Origin of the sequence: Amycolatopsis thermoflava N1165 (genome assembly GCF_000473265.1) — a bacterium.
GTDB lineage: Bacteria > Actinomycetota > Actinomycetes > Mycobacteriales > Pseudonocardiaceae > Amycolatopsis_E > Amycolatopsis_E thermoflava.
The window spans coordinates 2,177,715-2,194,733 of sequence record NZ_KI421511.1 but is presented as its reverse complement, the minus strand read 5'-3'; the positions used below and the strand labels follow the sequence as shown (position 1 = coordinate 2,194,733).

Annotated in this window: 14 protein-coding genes; 8 read left to right on the top strand and 6 right to left on the bottom strand. The window is 72.4% G+C overall.

Features of this window, described 5'->3' with window-relative positions; translation table 11 throughout:
• Positions 1 to 61: 61 nt before the first annotated feature.
• The 3 genes from AMYTH_RS0110825 to AMYTH_RS0110815 all read right to left on the bottom strand — a co-directional run bounded on the left by AMYTH_RS0110825 (position 62) and on the right by AMYTH_RS0110815 (position 4,882).
• Complete coding sequence (locus AMYTH_RS0110825; RefSeq protein WP_027930340.1) at positions 62 to 2,875, bottom strand: aconitate hydratase; 2,814 nt, start codon at positions 2,873 to 2,875, stop codon at positions 62 to 64.
• A gap of 184 nt (positions 2,876 to 3,059) precedes the next feature.
• Positions 3,060 to 4,445 carry a hypothetical protein gene (locus tag AMYTH_RS0110820; RefSeq protein ID WP_027930339.1) on the bottom strand — a complete coding sequence of 462 codons (1,386 nt, stop codon included), beginning with the start codon at positions 4,443 to 4,445 and terminating at the stop codon, positions 3,060 to 3,062.
• Complete coding sequence (locus AMYTH_RS0110815; protein WP_027930338.1) at positions 4,442 to 4,882, bottom strand: hypothetical protein; 441 nt, start codon at positions 4,880 to 4,882, stop codon at positions 4,442 to 4,444. Before AMYTH_RS0110815 ends, AMYTH_RS0110820 begins: the two co-directional genes overlap by 4 nt.
• A 149-nt stretch (positions 4,883 to 5,031) precedes the next feature.
• Here AMYTH_RS0110815 and AMYTH_RS0110810 point away from each other — a divergent pair, with 149 nt between their 5' ends.
• From AMYTH_RS0110810 to AMYTH_RS0110780, 7 genes are all read left to right on the top strand, one after another.
• Entirely contained in the window at positions 5,032 to 6,384 is a 1,353-nt protein-coding gene (locus AMYTH_RS0110810; protein ID WP_027930337.1) for an NlpC/P60 family protein, read from the top strand.
• A gap of 389 nt (positions 6,385 to 6,773) precedes the next feature.
• Complete coding sequence (gene mobA / locus AMYTH_RS0110805) at positions 6,774 to 7,319, top strand: molybdenum cofactor guanylyltransferase (RefSeq protein WP_037322493.1); 546 nt, start codon at positions 6,774 to 6,776, stop codon at positions 7,317 to 7,319.
• 120 nt (positions 7,320 to 7,439) lie between these two features.
• Positions 7,440 to 8,510 (top strand): AAA family ATPase, encoded by a 1,071-nt coding sequence (locus tag AMYTH_RS0110800; protein WP_020418450.1) that lies wholly within the window; start codon positions 7,440 to 7,442, stop codon positions 8,508 to 8,510.
• Positions 8,510 to 9,463 (top strand): DUF58 domain-containing protein, encoded by a 954-nt coding sequence (locus AMYTH_RS0110795; RefSeq protein WP_027930335.1) that lies wholly within the window; start codon positions 8,510 to 8,512, stop codon positions 9,461 to 9,463. Before AMYTH_RS0110800 ends, AMYTH_RS0110795 begins: the two co-directional genes overlap by 1 nt.
• Positions 9,460 to 10,440 (top strand): VWA domain-containing protein, encoded by a 981-nt coding sequence (locus tag AMYTH_RS0110790; RefSeq protein ID WP_017988116.1) that lies wholly within the window; start codon positions 9,460 to 9,462, stop codon positions 10,438 to 10,440. Before AMYTH_RS0110795 ends, AMYTH_RS0110790 begins: the two co-directional genes overlap by 4 nt.
• Before the next feature lie 135 nt (positions 10,441 to 10,575).
• On the top strand, positions 10,576 to 13,326 hold the full coding sequence (locus tag AMYTH_RS0110785) for a hypothetical protein (protein ID WP_027930334.1): 2,751 nt from the start codon (positions 10,576 to 10,578) through the stop codon (positions 13,324 to 13,326).
• Between the two features lie 59 nt (positions 13,327 to 13,385).
• Positions 13,386 to 13,787: a DUF2267 domain-containing protein gene (locus tag AMYTH_RS0110780; RefSeq protein WP_027930333.1), complete on the top strand. Its 402-nt coding sequence runs from the start codon at positions 13,386 to 13,388 to the stop codon at positions 13,785 to 13,787.
• On the opposite strand, the gene AMYTH_RS0110775 is transcribed toward AMYTH_RS0110780, so the two are convergent.
• Positions 13,784 to 14,248: a tRNA (cytidine(34)-2'-O)-methyltransferase gene (locus tag AMYTH_RS0110775; protein ID WP_027930332.1), complete on the bottom strand. Its 465-nt coding sequence runs from the start codon at positions 14,246 to 14,248 to the stop codon at positions 13,784 to 13,786. The two genes, AMYTH_RS0110780 and AMYTH_RS0110775, sit on opposite strands and share 4 nt — an antisense overlap.
• 107 nt (positions 14,249 to 14,355) lie before the next feature.
• Here AMYTH_RS0110775 and AMYTH_RS0110770 point away from each other — a divergent pair, with 107 nt between their 5' ends.
• Positions 14,356 to 15,951 carry an alkaline phosphatase D family protein gene (locus tag AMYTH_RS0110770; RefSeq protein WP_027930331.1) on the top strand — a complete coding sequence of 532 codons (1,596 nt, stop codon included), beginning with the start codon at positions 14,356 to 14,358 and terminating at the stop codon, positions 15,949 to 15,951.
• Here AMYTH_RS0110770 and AMYTH_RS0110765 read toward each other — a convergent pair.
• Both AMYTH_RS0110765 and AMYTH_RS0110760 read right to left on the bottom strand, forming a co-directional pair.
• A complete protein-coding gene (locus AMYTH_RS0110765) occupies positions 15,939 to 16,595 on the bottom strand; it encodes a class I SAM-dependent DNA methyltransferase (protein ID WP_027930330.1) in 657 nt (218 codons plus the stop codon). The genes AMYTH_RS0110770 and AMYTH_RS0110765 overlap by 13 nt on opposite strands.
• Positions 16,592 to 17,008: an acyl-CoA thioesterase gene (locus AMYTH_RS0110760; protein ID WP_020418443.1), complete on the bottom strand. Its 417-nt coding sequence runs from the start codon at positions 17,006 to 17,008 to the stop codon at positions 16,592 to 16,594. Before AMYTH_RS0110760 ends, AMYTH_RS0110765 begins: the two co-directional genes overlap by 4 nt.
• Positions 17,009 to 17,019 lie beyond the last annotated feature (11 nt).

The window sequence follows — 17,019 nt, the reverse complement described above, 5'->3', positions numbered from 1 at the left end:
GGCGCGACGAAAAGAAGCGCCCGCGAGCGGGGCTCGCGGGCGCTTCTCGGAAGAGAAACCGTCAGGCGCGGGTCATCTTGCGCAGCACGTACTGCAGGATGCCGCCGTTGCGGTAGTAGTCCGCCTCACCCGGGGTGTCGATCCGCACCACGGCGTCGAACTCCACCTTGGTGCCGTCCTCCTTCGTGGCGGTCACCTTGATCGTCCGCGGCGTCTCGCCCTCGTTGAGCTTCGTGATGCCCTCGAAGTCGAACGTCTCGGTGCCGTCCAGGCCCAGCGACGAAGCCGACTCGCCCTCCGGGAACTGCAGCGGGATGACGCCCATGCCGATCAGGTTGGACCGGTGGATCCGCTCGAACGACTCGGCGATCACGGCGCGCACGCCGAGCAGCCGGGTGCCCTTGGCGGCCCAGTCACGCGACGAACCCGAGCCGTACTCCTTGCCGCCCAGCACGACCAGCGGGATGCCGGCCTTGGCGTAGTTCTGCGCGGCGTCGTAGATGAACGCCTGCGGCGCGCCCTCCTGCGTGAAGTCGCGGGTGTAGCCGCCCTGCACGTCGTCCAGCAGCTGGTTGCGCAGCCGGATGTTGGCGAAGGTGCCGCGGATCATCACCTCGTGGTTCCCGCGCCGGGAGCCGTAGGAGTTGAAGTCCTTGCGGTCCACGCCGTGCTCGGCCAGGTACCGGCCGGCGGGCGAGTCCGCCTTGATCGCGCCGGCGGGGGAGATGTGGTCGGTGGTCACCGAGTCGCCCAGCTTCGCCAGCACGCGGGCGCCCTTGATGTCCGTGACCGGCTCCGGGTCGGCCTGCATGCCCTCGAAGTACGGGGGCTTGCGCACGTAGGTCGACTCCGGGTCCCACTGGAAGGTCTTGCCCTCCGGGGTGGGCAGCGACTTCCAGCGCTCACCACCGTCGAACACGTCGGCGTAGTCCTTGGAGAACATCTCCTGCGTGATCGCCGAGTCGATGGTCTCCTGGATCTCCTGCGGCGACGGCCAGATGTCGCGCAGGAACACGTCGTTGCCGTCGGTGTCCTGCCCGAGCGGCTGCTCCTCGAAGTCGAAGTCCATCGTGCCGGCCAGCGCGTAGGCGATGACCAGCGGCGGGGACGCCAGGTAGTTCATCTTGACGTCCGGGTTGATCCGGCCCTCGAAGTTCCGGTTGCCGGACAGCACCGACACCACGGTCAGGTCGTTCTCCTGCACCGCGGCCGAGATCTCCTCGGGCAGCGGGCCGGAGTTGCCGATACAGGTGGTGCAGCCGTAGCCGACCAGGTGGTAGCCCAGCTTCTCCAGGTACGGCCACAGGCCGGCCTTCTCGTAGTAGTCGGTGACGACCTGCGAGCCCGGCGCCATCGACGTCTTGACCCACGGCTTGACCGACAGGCCCTTCTCCACCGCGTTGCGGGCGAGCAGGGCGGCGCCCAGCATGACCGACGGGTTGGAGGTGTTGGTGCAGGAGGTGATCGAGGCGATCACCACGGCGCCGTGGTCGAGCACGAACTCGCCGCGGTCCTCGGAGCGGACCGTGACCGGCTTCGACGGGCGGCCGGACGCGCCGTTCGCTGCAGTAGGAACGGCGACAGCAGCATCTTCGTCGGCGAAGGACAGGCTCGGCGCGTCACTGGCCGGGAAGGACTCCTCGACCTTCTCGTCGACCTTGGTGTGCGGCGTCGGGTGCTGCTCCTCGACGTAGTCGTGCACCGACTTGCGGAACGCCGACTTCGCGTCGGTCAGCTCGATGCGGTCCTGCGGGCGCTTCGGGCCGGCGATCGACGGCACCACCGTCGACAGGTCCAGCTCCAGGTACTCGGAGTAGGACGCCTCGCGGCTCGGGTCGTGCCACAGGCCCTGCTCCTTGGCGTAGGCCTCGACCAGCGCGACCTGCTCGGCCGAGCGGCCGGTCAGCTTGAGGTAGCGGATCGTCTCGTCGTCGATCGGGAAGATCGCCGCGGTCGAGCCGAACTCCGGGCTCATGTTGCCGATGGTGGCGCGGTTGGCCAGCGGCACCTGGGCGACGGACTCGCCGTAGAACTCGACGAACTTGCCGACCACGCCGTGGCGGCGCAGCATCTCGGTGATCGTCAGCACCACGTCGGTCGCGGTCACGCCGGCCGGGATCTCGCCGGTCAGCTTGAAGCCGACCACGCGCGGGATCAGCATCGACACCGGCTGGCCCAGCATCGCGGCCTCGGCCTCGATGCCGCCGACGCCCCAGCCCAGCACGCCGAGGCCGTTGACCATCGTGGTGTGCGAGTCGGTGCCGACGCACGAGTCGGGGTAGGCCTGGCCGTTGCGGGCCATCACCGTGCGGGCCAGGTGCTCGATGTTGACCTGGTGCACGATGCCGGTGCCCGGCGGGACGACCTTGAACTCGTCGAAGGCGCCCTGGCCCCAGCGCAGGAACTGGTAGCGCTCGCGGTTGCGCTCGTACTCGATCTCGACGTTGCGCTCGAAGGCGTCCGCGCGGCCGAACACGTCGATGATCACCGAGTGGTCGATGACCAGCTCGGCCGGGGCGAGCGGGTTCACCTTGTCCGGGTCGCCGCCGAGGTCGGTGACGGCCTCACGCATGGTGGCCAGGTCGACCACGCAGGGGACACCGGTGAAGTCCTGCATGATCACGCGGGCCGGGGTGAACTGGATCTCGATCGACGGATCGGCGGTCGGGTCCCAGTTGCCCAGCGCGCGGATGTGGTCGGCGGTGATGTTCGCGCCGTCCTCGGTGCGCAGGAGGTTTTCGAGCAGGATCTTCAGGCTGTAGGGCAGCTTCTCGGACCCGGACACCTTGTCCAGGCGGAACACCTCGTACGAGGCGTCACCCACCTTCAAGGTGTCGCGGGCGCCGAAGCTGTCCTTGCTGGCTGGTGCGGTCACGTCTAACTCCCTGGGCAGGGTCGTCGCCGTCAGTTCGGTTCGGGTCTGTCTGTCGCGAGTCTGGCGCACGCGGCTCGCGTCCGCAGACGCGGGGACGGCGCAGGCTCCCACACGGCAAACAGTACGCTTGTCCTTTTTTGACTTCAACGCGACCCGCCCAGGCAGCGGTGTGATCTGCTTCGCGCTACTCCGCCAGGCGCAGCAGCGCGGTGATGTCCTCCGGCTGCAGGCTGCGCAGCACGGTCAGACCCAGTTCGTTGAACGTGCGCAGCGGGCTGACGTAGTGCTGCCCGGCCACCTCGATGGTGATCACGCCGAGGCCCTGGCCGAGGATGCCGCTCGACAGGTGCTGCAGGACCTGGGTGACCTCCTCCGGCACCGACGAGCCGACCTCGTCCTCGAGCGTGTCCGCCAGGTAGTCGGCGCACAGCTCCTCGGTGCGGCCCTCGCCGGTCGCCTCGTAGCAGTCGCCCTTCTTCGTCACGGTGTAGGTCTCGCCGTCCGGGCTCTCGATCTGCACGTGGGTGACGGTGGCGCGGGTGCCGCCGGGCACCTCGGACGTCTCGGTCCGCAGGTCGAGCAGCTTCGCGCCGCTGGGCTCGGCGTCCTTGGCCGCGGCGGCGACGAGCGCGGGACCGGCGTCGTGCAGCACCGCCATCTCGTCCGGCGGAAGCAGTTCGATGACGCGCGTGACGTCGGCGTCGAGCGCGGCCTGCACGAGCTGCTTGACCGCCTCGTTCGGGCTGTTCGCGCCGCGCGCCGGGATCGAGGTGGACGGCCACGGCTCGTTCTCGTCGCGCAGCGCGTAGTCGGCCATCGTGTAGAGCAGGCTCGGGTACCACTCGCCGTCGACCTTGACCGTGGCGATGCGGATCGGCTCACCGGAGTCGGCGACCTCGTCGGCGATGTCGATCGTCTCGGTCTGCGGGCCCTCGCCGGCGGGCATCTGCTCCATCAGCTTGTCCGACAGCGGCAGCTTCGACGGGTCGGCGGTCACGGTGATCGTGCCGCCGGTGAGCTTGGTGATGGTCAGGTGGTCGTTGACCTGCTCGGCGCCGGCCTCGTCGAACGTCAGGTTCTCGGCCTTGACCTGCATCCCGGTCAGCGCCTCGGGGTTGGCGTCCGGCTTCAGGATGCCCAGGCGCTTGAGCTCGTCGGTGGTCTGCCCGATCGGTTCGGTCAGCAGCTTCGCCTCGGCGGGCGCGAGCGCGCCGACCATGCCGACCACGTCGTTGCCGCTCAGCGCGGTCGCCAGGTTCCGCGCCGCCTCGGTCGGGGTGGCCGCGCCGGAGGCGATCGAATCACGCTGCGACAGCGCGAACCACGTGCCGCCACCGCCGAGCAGCACCACCAGCGCGACCACCAGCCCGATGATCAGGCCGCGGCGGCCCCGCTTCGGCGGCTGCTGTGGCGGCAGCTGCTGGAAGGGCTGCGTGTAGGGCTGCCCGTACTGCTGCTGCCCGTACGGCTGCTGCGGGTACCCCTGGCCGTACGGCTGCTGCGGGTACTGCTGCCCGGGGTACTGGTTCTGCTGGTACGGCCATTGACCGTCCTGGGGAGGCGTGCTCACCGTGTCCTACCTGCTCTCGCCGTGATGAAGGTGCCGACCGCGCCGGCCAGCGCGAGGGCGGATCCGCAGAGCGTGGTCACCGGCCCGGCCAGGGCGACGGAGACCACCCCCGTGGTTCCGCCCCCTTGGACGGTGGCGATCAGCGCGACGGTTCCCCCGGTAATCGCCAGCAGGGCCGTCAACGTTGCGCCGGTGCGCGCCAGACCGCAGACCAGCAGCACCAGGCACGCCGCCGCCAGCGCCGGGACCGCCACCCACGCCCGCAGCGCCGTGCCGGCGAGCGGGTCGTCGAGCAGCGCCAGCCGGTCGGCCAGCCCGGCCGCCGCGTAGCTGCTCCGGCTCACCGACCCCGACCGGAACCAGGGCAGGAACGTGCCCGCCACCACCAGGGCCAGGCCCAGCGTGGCGACGACGGGGCCGACTCGCGATCTCTGCACGCTCCTCCGACGCGCCGGAACGCCCGGAGGATCCCCGGTTGGGGTGAAAGTTTCAGCTGTGCCGCGTGTGACACCTGGTCTGCGAGTGACTCGGGTGGCACAGTTCGCGATGCAGTGGGGAAGTCTGTCCGCGGGAGGGAGTCGAGGGCGTGGTTGACCAGGGCCGGAGAGCGCGCCGCTGGCTGGGGGCCGGGGCACTGGCGCTCGTGGTGGTGTCGATCGCGACCGGGCCGGCCGCCGCGGTGCCGCCCCCGCCGCCGAACCCGAGCGACTCCGAGATCAGCGCGAGCCAGCGGGACGCCAACGCCAAGGCAGGCGAGGTCGGGCAGCTGACCAACCAGCTCGCCGAGGCCGAGTCGCGGCTGGACGAGCTGCAGAGCACGGTCGAGCTGCGCATGGAAGAGGCCAACAAGGCGCTGGTCGACCTGCAGACCGCGCAGGAGGCGGCCGACCAGGCGCAGCGCGACGCGGACGCGGCCAAGCGCGAGGCCGACGCCGCCCAGGCCCAGATCGACGCGGCCCGCACGAACCTCGACGCGTTCATCTCCAGCAGCTACCAGCAGGGCAGCACCATGGGGTCGATCTCGGCCTACCTGGGCGCGACCAGCCCGAAGGACCTGCTGGCCCGCGCCCAGCTGCTGGAAGCCGTCAGCGGCAGCCAGCTCAACGCGCTGGAGATGATGCAGCAGGCGCAGACGGACAAGTCCAACAAGGACGCCGCCGCGCGCCAGGCGCTGCAGCTCGCCCAGCAGGCGCAGGACCAGGCCGCGCAGGCGAAGATCACCGCCGATTCCGCGCAGGCCGTCGCCGTGCAGGCCCAGCAGAACCAGGCGGCGCAGAACGCGCAGCTGGTGGCGCAGAAGACCACGGTCGAGCAGCAGCTGTTCGAGGCTCAGCAGCGGGTCAGCGGGCTGCAGGGGCAGCGGCAGCGCTACGACGACTGGCTCGCGCAGAAGCAGCGCGAGGACGAGGAACAGGCGCGGCAGGCGGCGCTGGCCGCGGCGCAGGCGTCGAACTCGCAGCCCAGCGGCGGCGGGAACAACAGCAGGCCCTCCCCGCCGCCGGTCGCGTCGGGTTCGTCCTCCGCGACGATCGAACGGGTCGTCGCGCGCGCGATGTCGCAGCTCGGCGTGCCGTACGCGTGGGGCGGCGGCAACGCCTACGGCCCCACGCGCGGCATCCGCGACGGCGGCGTGGCCGACGCCTACGGCGACTACCGCAAGGTCGGGTTCGACTGCTCCGGGCTGATGATCTACGCCTTCGCCGGGGTGAAGGCGCTGCCGCACTACAGCGGCTACCAGTACACCTCCGGGCGCCGGGTGCCGCTGGCGCAGATGCGGCGCGGGGACATGCTGTTCTGGGGCCGCAGCGGCATCCACCACGTGGCGCTGTACCTGGGCAACGGGATGATGATCGAGGCGCCGCAGTCCGGCCTGACGGTGCGGGTGACCCGGGTGCGCTACGGCGACATCATGCCGTTCGCGACGCGCCTGGTCGGCTAGCGCGCCCGGGGCGCGGTAGCCGACCAGGCGGGTGCCGTGGCGTTTAGCCGGCTGGTGCGGAACCCACCGGCCACCAGTTGACGTCTTTCGTCAGACGCGCCCTGGTGGCGGTGGCCATCGGCGGCGCCGCGGTGCCCGGCGGCCGCCGGGGGGCTCGCTGCGGGAGCCGTGGCGTTTGTGGTGGCTTGCGCAGAACGGTGGCACACCGGGTTACCGGACGGAACCTCTGTCAGACGCGCCCAGGCGGCGTCGCGGCGCCCAGCGGCGGGCGGGGTAGTGCGCCCCGGCGGCCGCGGCGTTCGTGGTGGCTGGCGCGCAACGGCGGCGCACCGGTCACCCGCCGGAACCTCTGGCAGACACCCCGCGCCGGCGGGGCTAGCCTGGGCGGCGTGACCGACCTGGCCGCCGTGGTGCTCGCGGGAGGCTCCGCTCGCCGGATGTCCGGTGTGGACAAACCCATGCTGCCGGTCGGCGGGCGGCCCTTGCTGCACCGCGCGCTGGCCGCGGTGGCCGGCGCAGATCCGGTCGTCGTGGTGGGGCCGGCGCGGGACGGGATCACCGGGGTGCGCTGGGCGCGCGAGGACCCGCCCGGCGGCGGGCCGGTCGCCGCCGTCGCCGCGGGCCTCCGGCACGTCTCCACGAGCCGGGTCGTGTTGCTCGCCGGGGACCTGGCCGGGATCACACCGTCCACAGTGGAGCGGCTCACCACGGCGCTCGGCGACGCCGACGGCGCGCTGCTCACCGACGACACCGGCCGCCGCCAGTGGCTCATCGGCGTGTGGCGCACCGCGAGCCTGCGCGCCGTCCTGCCTGCCGAACCGCACGGGGCGGCCCTGCGGCGCGTCCTCGGCCACCTGGAGATCGTGGAGGTGCCTGCCGCGCCGGGGGAGTGCGCCGACGTCGACACGCCGCAGGACCTCGACCGCCTGGCCTGACGCCGCCCGGCAGTTCACAGTCGTCACACCGCTGAGCGAGTTGACTACCGTGGCGACCTCCCGTGCCCGGCCGGCTAGTACGGTCGCAGCGCAGAGGTGAACGTGAGCGAGGAGGGAACCGTGACCGAGCCCCGCTACCCGGAGGGCGCGAACGGGCAACAGCAGTCCGCGACCCCCGCGCGGGACGCGCAGCTGCTCGAGCGCACCGTGTTCGAGGTCAAGCGGGTGATCGTCGGGCAGGACCGGCTCGTCGAGCGGCTCCTGGTGGGCCTGCTGGCCAAGGGGCACCTGCTGCTGGAGGGCGTGCCAGGCGTGGCCAAGACCCTCGCGGTGGAGACCCTCGCCCGCGTCGTCGGCGGCTCGTTCTCCCGCGTCCAGTTCACGCCCGACCTGGTGCCCGCCGACATCCTCGGCACCCGCATCTACCGGCAGGGCAGCGAGAAGTTCGACGTCGAGCTCGGCCCGGTCGTCGCGAACTTCGTCCTCGCCGACGAGATCAACCGCGCGCCCGCCAAGGTGCAGTCCGCGATGCTCGAGGTGATGGCCGAACGGCACGTCTCCATCGGCGGCAAGACCTTCCCGATGCCCGACCCGTTCCTGGTGCTCGCGACCCAGAACCCGATCGAGAACGAGGGCGTCTACCCGCTGCCGGAGGCGCAGCGCGACCGGTTCCTGTTCAAGATCATCGTCGACTACCCTTCCGCCGAGGAGGAGCGCGAGATCATCTACCGGATGGGCGTCACGCCGCCGGAGCCGCACGAGGTCCTCAGCCCGGCCGAGCTGGTCCGGCTGCAGGACGTCGCCGCGAAGGTGTTCGTGCACCACTCGCTCGTCGACTACGTGGTGCGCCTGGTGCTGGCCACCCGCACCCCGGCCGAGCACGGCCTCACCGACGTCGCGGGCTGGGTGTCCTACGGCGCCTCGCCGCGCGCCAGCCTCGGCATCATCGCCGCCGCCCGCGCGCTCGCGCTCGTCCGCGGCCGCGACTACGTGCTGCCCCAGGACGTCGTCGACGTCGTGCCGGACGTGCTGCGCCACCGGCTCGTGCTGTCCTACGACGCGCTCGCCGACGCCGTGCCCCTGGACCACATCATCACCCGCGTGCTGCAGACCGTGCCGCTGCCGCAGGTCTCCGCCCGGCCACAGGGCGGCCCCGCCCAGCCGCTGCCGAACGGGACCCCGGGGCGGTAGTGGCCAGGGGAAACACCGGCGACGGCAGCGCCCGGCCCGCGTGGGCGCCGCCCGTGCTCCGCGGTGAACGGCTCGATGCCGGCCTGCGCATGCTCGAACTCGAGGTGCGCCGCCGGCTCGACGGCCTGCTGCAGGGCAACCACCTCGGCCTCGTGCCCGGCCCCGGCTCCGAGCCGGGCGAGGCGCGGCCCTACCAGCCGGGCGACGACGTGCGCCGCATGGACTGGGCCGTCACCGCCCGCACCACCGAGCCGCACATCCGCGAGACGGTCGCCGACCGCGAGCTGGAGACCTGGGTCGCCGCCGACCTGTCCGCGAGCCTCGACTTCGGCACCGCCCTGTCCGAGAAGCGCGACCTGGTGGTGTGCGCGGTCGCCGCGATCGCGCACCTGACCGGCGGCGGTGGCAACCGGCTCGGCGCGGTCTTCTCCAACGGGGACCAGACCGAACGCGTCCCGGCCCGCGGCGGCCGCGCGCACGCCCGGAACCTGCTGCGCAAGATCGCCGAGATGCCACGTGCGGCCGAGGGCACCCGGGGCGACCTCGCCGCCATGGTCGAGCAGCTGCGCCGCCCGCCGCGCCGCCGCGGCCTCGTCGTCGTGGTGTCCGACTTTCTCGGCGGCACCGGGTGGCAGCGCCCGCTGCGCGCGTTGTCCGCGCGGCACGACCTCATCGGCATCGAGGTGATCGACCCTCGCGACGTCGACCTGCCGGAGGTGGGCACGGTCGTGCTGGCCGACCCGGAGACCGGCAAACAACGCGAGGTGCGGGCCTCGGCGTTGCTGCGGCGCGAGTTCGCCGCCGCCGCGCAGGCCCACCGTGACCAGGTGGCGCGGGCGCTGCGGCAGGCCGGGGCGGCGCACCTGGTGCTGCGCACGGACTCCGACTGGATCGCCGACACCGTGCGGTTCGTCGTGGCGCGCAAGCGGCGGTGGAGCGGGGGCGTCGCATGAGCCTTTCCGGTTTCAGCGCGCCCTGGTGGTTCCTGCTGCTGTTCGTGGTCGCCGCGGTGGCGGTCGGCTACGTGCTGGCGCAGCGCGCCCGTCGGCGCCGCACCATGCGGTTCACCAACCTGGAACTGCTCGACCGCATCGCGCCCCGCTCGCAGGGCTGGCCGCGGCACGTGCCTGCCGCGCTGATCATCGTGTCGCTGCTGCTGCTGACCGTCGGGCTGGCCGGGCCCACCGCGGAGCAGAAGGTGCCGCGCAACCGCGCCACCGTGATGCTGGTGGTGGACGTGTCGCTGTCCATGGACGCCACCGACGTCAAGCCCTCCCGGATCAAGGCGGCCCAGGACGCGGCGACCCAGTTCGCGCAGGGCCTCACACCCGGCATCAACCTGGGCCTGGTGTCGTTCGCGGGCACCGCGACCGTCCTGGTGGCGCCGACGACGCAGCGGCAGAGCGTGGTCAGCGCGATCGACAACCTCAAGCTGGCCCAGTCGACCGCGACCGGCGAAGGCATCTACGCGGCGCTGCAGTCCATCCAGGGTTTTTCGGCGGTGGTCGGCGGCGCCGACGGGCCGCCGCCGGCGCGGATCGTGCTGATGAGCGACGGCAAGCAGACCGTGCCCGACGACCTGTACGCGCCGCGCGGCGCGTTCACCGCCGCGCAGGAGGCGCGCAAGCAGCAGGTGCCGATCTCCACGATCTCCTTCGGCACCAGCCACGGCACCGTCGAGATCGACGGCCGCGAGGTGCCGGTGGACGTCGACGACGGCTCGCTGCAGGAGGTCGCGCGCCTCTCGGACGGGCAGTTCTACCAGGCCGGCTCGGCCGAGCAGCTCAAGGAGGTCTACGCCGACCTCGGCGAGCAGATCGGTTACGAGATGAAGGAAGCCGACGCCAGCAGGCCGTGGGTTCTGCTCGGCACGCTGGCCCTCGTCGCCGCCGCGGGCACGTCGCTGTTCGTGGGGCAGCGCCTGCCGTAGGTGTGTTGTTCGGTGTGGGTGGTTCACGACCGGTTCTCGTCCGTGACACACCGGCCCAGCCACAGCCGGACCGTCGGGGCGTAGATCCGCCGAAACGCGGGCCGCCCGGGGCGTGCGCCGATACAGTGCTCGATCATGACCGCACTGCACGAGGCGTCCGCCGGGACACGGGGTGACACGGCGGACGCCCCGCCGGACGCGCTGGTCGCGGAACTGCGCGACCGCCTGCCGGACCTCGTCGACGAAGCGCTGGCCGACCCCTCGGTCGCCACCGAGCTCGGCCGTCGCGTGGCCGAGGCCGACCGGGCGGGCGTGCGGGCGCACGTGCGGTCGGCGGTGCTGCGCGGCAGCCAGGGCATCCTGCGGCACACCAACCCGGAGATCGCGGGGCTGCGGCTGGCCCGGCAGGCGCTGGCCGACCACGAGCAACGCGACGCCACGCCGGCCGCCCGAACGCCGTCGGCCCGGGACCGGAAGGGCCACGCGCTGACCGGCGCCGCGATGTGGCCGGGCCTGGTGTTCCCGCTCGCGACGTGGCAGCTCGGCCAGACGTCGCTGAGCGGCGGCGCGCGGTTCTGGATCTTCGTGGCCGGGGCGGTGGCGGGCGGGTTCGCGCTGCGGTGGGCTCACCGGCTGATCGCCCGGGCCGGCACGAGGTTCACCGGCAAGCCCGCCCGCGCCGGCGCCGGCTGGCCGGTGACGACCGCCATCGCGACGACGTTCCTGCTGGTGCTGTGGCGGCTGTGGCCGTCGTCGAAGGCGGCGATGGGGCCGTTCTGGGCCACCGTGGTGTGGGTGCTGGCCGGGCTGGCCGCCGGGTTCGTGTTCCTGACGGCGTGCCTGGCGACCTTCAGCCCCGAGAAGGACGAGGAGCCGGGACGCCGCATCCCGCCGCCGGTCGTCGCGCGGACCACGCTCACCGCCGCGGTGGCCGCGGTGGCGGCCTACCTGCTGTTGTCGCACGTGATCCCGTTGCCGTGGCCGGACTGGCAGGTGTGGTTGCTCGCCGACGGTGTCACCCTGCTGGTCCTCGTGCTGGGCGGCCCGCTGTCGCTGAGCCCCGGGCTGGTGCCCGCCCGGCTGTCGCAGGACCCGGAGCGGCGCGGCAGCGCGAAGTGGACCGCGACGCGGGACGCGTTGCGGGTCCGCGCCGGACAGGCCGAGCGGGACTGGCGGTCCGCGGCGATGCGCGCGGTGCTCCCGGCGGTCACCCGGCACCTGAACGAGGCGGTGAACCCGTCGTTCAGCACGGTGCTGCCGGAGCTCAACCGCGCCGGGCTCGGGCTGATGCGCGCGGGTGACCGCATCGTCGACACCGCCGCGTTCACCCGGCTGCGCCGGCTCACCAGCGGGATCAGCGGCGGGGCCATCGGCGTGGCCGGGCCGCGCGGCGCGGGCAAGTCCACCCTGCTGGAGGCTTACCAGGCCGGCCGGTTCCTCGAGGCGGGCAGGCAGCACATCGTGGTCCTGGAAAGCGTCCCAGTGCGCTACGACGCCCGCGAGTTCGTCCTCCACCTCTTCGCGCGCACCTGCGCCGAGGTGCTCGGGTTCTGCGCCGCGCGGATCAAGGACCGGCCCCCGCGGTGGACCGAGCGGCTCGCGCTGCTGCGGCCCGCCGCGCCGTTGCTGGCCGCCGTCGTCCTGTGGGTCGTGGTCGGGTTCGTCGGCGCGGCCGCGGTCAGCGGGCCGCGCCAGGACTTCGGCAGCTGGCTGTCGGCCATGTGGTGGCCGCTCGTCGTCGTGCTGGCCGGGGTGACCGTGCTGTACCTGGCGCGGCGTCGCCGGTTCGCGCGGGCGCCCGCGCCCGCCCTCACCCGCAGGCCGCGGGACCTGCCCGGACTGCGGGACCTGGCCAGGGAAACCCTGGACGGCATCGAATTCCAGCAGAAGCACACCTCGGGGTGGTCGGGCAAAGTGGGCCTGCTGTTCGGGGCGGAGACCGGGCTCAGCGACTCCCGCGAGCTGACCCGCCAGCCGCGCAGCTACCCGCAGATCGTGCACGAGTTCGGCGAGTTCCTCCGCACCACGATCGACTGCGTCTCCCGCCTGCCGGACATCGCCACGCCCTCGGTGGTGATCGTGCTCGACGAGCTGGACAAGATCCTCTCGCCGGAGGAGGCGCAGGACTTCGTCAACGAGGTCAAGGCCCTGTTCAACCTGGACGTGCCCGGGTTCCTGTTCCTGGTGTCGGTGTCCGAGGACGCGCTCGCGTCGTTCGAACGGCGTGGGCTGCCGGTGCGGGACGCGTTCGACAGCGCCTTCGACATGATCTTCCGGCTGGACCACCTGCGGCTGCCGGACGCCGGTGCCGTGCTCGGCGCCCGCGTGCTGGGCCTGCCCGAGCCGTTCGTCTGCCTCTGCCACTGCCTGGCCGGCGGGCTGCCGCGGGAGCTGATCCGCGTCGCGCGGCTGGTGACCGCCGAGCCCGGGTCACTCGACGCGGTGTGCCGCCGGGTGGTCGACGAGGACCTGAAGGGCAAGCTCGCCGGGTTGCGCACGGTCGTCGCGCGCGAGGCGTACGACCACGCGCGGGCCAGCGAGCTGGTCCGGCACGTCGAGGCGCACGCCGTGCCGGACGCGCCGGTCCTGCTGACGGCGGCGGCGCGACCGCCCGTCTCGCCCGGCGACGACGAGGGACTGCGCCGGGTCCAGCTCGAAACCCTCGGCTACCTCTACTACCTGGGCACGATCCGGGAGGTCTTCGGCGACGGCTTCGGCGAGGCCGAGCTGGCGCGCGGCCGGGACAGCGAAGGTGACGCCTCCTTCGACACGCTCACCTCGGTGCGCCAGCTGTTCGCGGTGAACGCCCGGCTGGCGTGGCTGACGGTCAGCGCGTTCCGCGAGGCGTGGGGGCTGGACGCGGTGGCGCCCCCGGAGGCCGGGTGACGTGTCGGGCCCGGCCCGGCCGGGTATGCGCCTCCCGGAAGCGATCCACGGGAGGTGTGATGAAGGAACAGGAAATCGTCGCTGCCGTGCGGAAGACCGCGGGCCTCGAGGACGCCGGGCACGCGGCGGACGCCACCCGCGCGACCCTGACCGTGCTGGGGCAGCGGCTCGCCGGCGGTGAGCCGGGTGACCTGGCCGGACAGCTGCCCGCCGGCATCAAGAAGGCGCTGCCCGCCACCGGCGAAGGCGCGTCCTTCGGCGTCGAGGAGTTCTACCGGCGCGTCATGGACGCCGAAGGCCACGGCTGCACACAGGACGGCGCCCGCGAGCACGCCCGGGCCGTCATCGCCGCGCTGAAGGCGGGCGTGAGCAAGGGCGAGTTCGACGACCTGGTCCAGCAGCTGCCCGGCGACTACCGCGACGACCTGCTGTCCACGGCGCCAGTGAACGAGCACCGCTAGACGCCGCCGGGGAAACCCTGCTGCCGCCAGGCCTCGAACACCGCGATGGCGGCGGTGTTGGCCAGGTTGAGCGAGCGGACCCCCGGCTTCATCGGCACGCGCACGCGGTCGGTGACCTGCGGGGCGTCCTGCACGGCGGCGGGCAGCCCGGACGATTCGGGCCCGAACAGCAGCACGTCGCCCGGCTGGTACGCCACCTCGGTGTACCACCGGGTGGCGCCGGCGCTGAACGCGTACACGTTGGCCGGCAGCAGCGCCTTCCACGCGCTGTCCAGGTCCGGGTGCACGTGCACGTCGGCCAGGTCGTGGTAGTCCAGCCCGGCGCGGCGCAGGTGCTTGTCCTCGAACTGGAAGCCCAGCGGCTCGACGAGGTGCAGCTGGCAGCCCGAGTTGGCCGCGAGCCGGATCGCGTTGCCCGTGTTGGGCGGGATCTCCGGCTGGTAGAAGAGAATCCGGAACATTCGAGTTGATCGTTTCCGTTCACCTGTGGTTCGCCCGTCCGGACGCTGACGGTCATGTCGGGCCGTGAGCATCCTGGTGCTCCCATCCCACCACAGGAGGACCTCACATGGTCGTGCGCCCGAACCACCTGTCCCGCCGCCGGTTCCTCGGCTTCAGCGGGGCGGGCGCCGCGGCGGTGCTGCTCGGCACCGGCGCCTGGACGGCGGCGAATGCCTACGCCAGCCCCGTCAAGGGGACCAACCCGTTCACGCTCGGCGTCGCCTCCGGCGACCCGGCCCCCGACGGAGTCGTGTTGTGGACCCGGCTCGCCCCGGAGCCGTTCGCCGCCGACGGCGCGGGCGGCATGCCCGCGGTCCCGGTCCGGGTCGAGTACGAGGTGGCCCACGACGAGCGGTTCCGCGCCGTGGTTCGGCGGGGCAGCGCGATCGCCACCCCCGAGCTGGGCCACTCGGTGCACCCGGAGATCTCCGGGCTGGCGCCCGACCACGAGTACTTCTACCGGTTCCGCGTCGGCGGCGAGATCTCGATGGTCGGCCGCACCCGCACCGCGCCCGCGCTGTGGTCGTCGCCGCGGGAGCTGAACTTCGCGTTCGCCTCGTGCCAGGCCTGGCAGGACGGCTACTACACCGCCTACGAGCACATGGCCGCCGAGGACCTGGACTTCGTCGTGCACCTCGGCGACTACCTGTACGAGTCCGGCGTGGGCACCAACAAGCGCGGCGTGACCGTCGAGGACAAGTTCAAGACCGAGACCTTCGACCTCGCCCGCTACCGCCTGCAGTACGCGCTCTACAAGGCGGAGGCACCGCTGCAGGCCGCGCACGCCCGCTTCCCCTGGATCCACACCATCGACGACCACGAGGTCGAGAACAACTGGGCCGGTGACATCTCGCAGGCCGACACCGAGCCCGACCAGGACCCGGCCGTGTTCCGGCAGCGCCGTGCCCAGGCGTTCCAGGCCAACTACGAGAACCTGCCCTACCGGCACACGCAGATGCCCGCCGGCCCGAACGTGCGGCTGCACCGCCGCCTCTCCTACGGGCAGCTGGCCGAGATCACGATGCTGGACACCCGCCAGTACCGCGACGACCAGCCCTGCGGCGACGGCAACTCGGCCACCTGCACCGAGCGGCTCGACCCGGAGCGCACCCTGCTCGGCCCGCAGCAGCGGGAGTGGCTCATCGACGGTTTCTCGCAGTCGAAGGCGCGCTGGCAGGTGCTGGGCAACCAGGCGCCGATGGGCCAGACCGACCGCGACCCGGGTGCGCCGGTGGACGTGTGGCTGGACCCGTGGGACGGCTACGTCGCCGAGCGCAACAAGGTGCTGGCCGCCGCCCAGGACCGGGACGTGCGCAACCTGGTCGTGATCACCGGCGACCGGCACCAGAACTACGCCTGGGACCTCAAGCGCGACTACGCCGACCCGGGCTCGGCCACCGTCGGCAGCGAGTTCGTCGGCACCTCGATCACCAGCGGCGGCGACGGCGCGGACATGAACACCGACGGCACGAACTTCCTGGCGGCCAACCCGCACATGAAGTTCTTCAACGCCCAGCGGGGCTACGTGCGGGTCAACGTGAACCGGCAGCGCTGGCGCAGCGACTTCCGGGTCGTGCCGTACGTGACGAAGCCGGGCGCGCCGATCAGCACGCGCGCCAGCTACGTCGTGGAGGACCGGCGGCCGGGCGTTCAGGAGGCCTGAGCGGGCCGCCGGGCCAGGACGAACGCCTGCGGGGCCGTTTCGGGGAACGGCCCCGCTTCGTAGGGTGCGCGCTCCAGCCGGGCGCGCACCTCGAACCCGGCCCCGGTGAGCAGGGCCGCCACCTCGTCCACGCGGCGCTGGTGGAAGTCCAGGCTCACCCGGTGCCCGCCGATCTCGTCGCGGTGCACGGGCTCGTCGCCGACGTCGAACGCCAATTGCAGCCAGCCGCCGGGCGCGAGGACCCGGCGGAACCCGGCGAGCACCCCGGGCAGGGTGCCCGGCGGGACATGGATGATCGAATACCAGGCCACCAGCCCGCCCAGGCTACCGTCGGGGAGGTCGAGTGCGGTCATCGACCCGACCTCGAAGCGGACGCCCGGGTGGGTGCGCCGGGCCACGGCGACCATCTCGGGGGAGAGGTCGATGCCGAACGCGTCCACGCCGAGGCCCCGCAGGTGCGCCGTGATTCGGCCAGAGCCGCAGCCGACGTCCGCGACCGGCCCGTCCGCCAGTTCGGCGAACGCGGCCAGCACGGCGCGGTCGAGCGGTTTGACCGCCAGCTCGTCGCGGATCCACTCGGCGAACTCGCCGGCGATGGCGTCGTAGGCCGCGCGGGTGTCCCGCACGAAGGCGGGTTCGGTCACGTGTGGGCCAGCAGCTTGGCGCGCACGTCCTCCGGCGGCGCGGCCTTGGCCAGGGTCCGGGCGTCGACGAACACGTAGCGGTTCGTGCCGGTCGCGATCAGGTCGTCGCCGCGGCGGACGGTGAACGCCAGGATCATCGAGGTCGTGCCGAGGTGGTCGATCGCGACCTCGACGACCAGTTCGTCGTCGAACCGGCTCGGCGCGCGGTACCGCAGGTTCGACTCGGCCACCACGCAGTCGACACCCTGGTCACGCAGGGCGTCGTAGGAGCCGAAGATCGCCTTGAAGAACTCGAACGAGGCCATGTCGAAGTAGGCCAGGTAGTGGGCGTTGAAGACGATGCCCTGCGGATCGCATTCGTGGAAGCGGACGCGCAGCGGCATCGCCACGACCGGCGGACGGGACTGGGTCACCGGTGCTCCTT

What these genes read in the sequence shown, in the direction of transcription:
- AMYTH_RS0110790 (WP_017988116.1), top strand. Translation starts at nt 9,460, where the DNA reads ATGAGCCTTTCCGGTTTCAGCGCGCCCTGGTGGTTCCTGCTGCTGTTC.
- AMYTH_RS0110785 (WP_027930334.1), top strand. Translation starts at nt 10,576, where the DNA reads ATGACCGCACTGCACGAGGCGTCCGCCGGGACACGGGGTGACACGGCG.
- AMYTH_RS0110780 (WP_027930333.1), top strand. Translation starts at nt 13,386, where the DNA reads ATGAAGGAACAGGAAATCGTCGCTGCCGTGCGGAAGACCGCGGGCCTC.
- AMYTH_RS0110775 (WP_027930332.1), bottom strand. Translation starts at nt 14,248, where the DNA reads ATGTTCCGGATTCTCTTCTACCAGCCGGAGATCCCGCCCAACACGGGC.
- AMYTH_RS0110770 (WP_027930331.1), top strand. Translation starts at nt 14,356, where the DNA reads ATGGTCGTGCGCCCGAACCACCTGTCCCGCCGCCGGTTCCTCGGCTTC.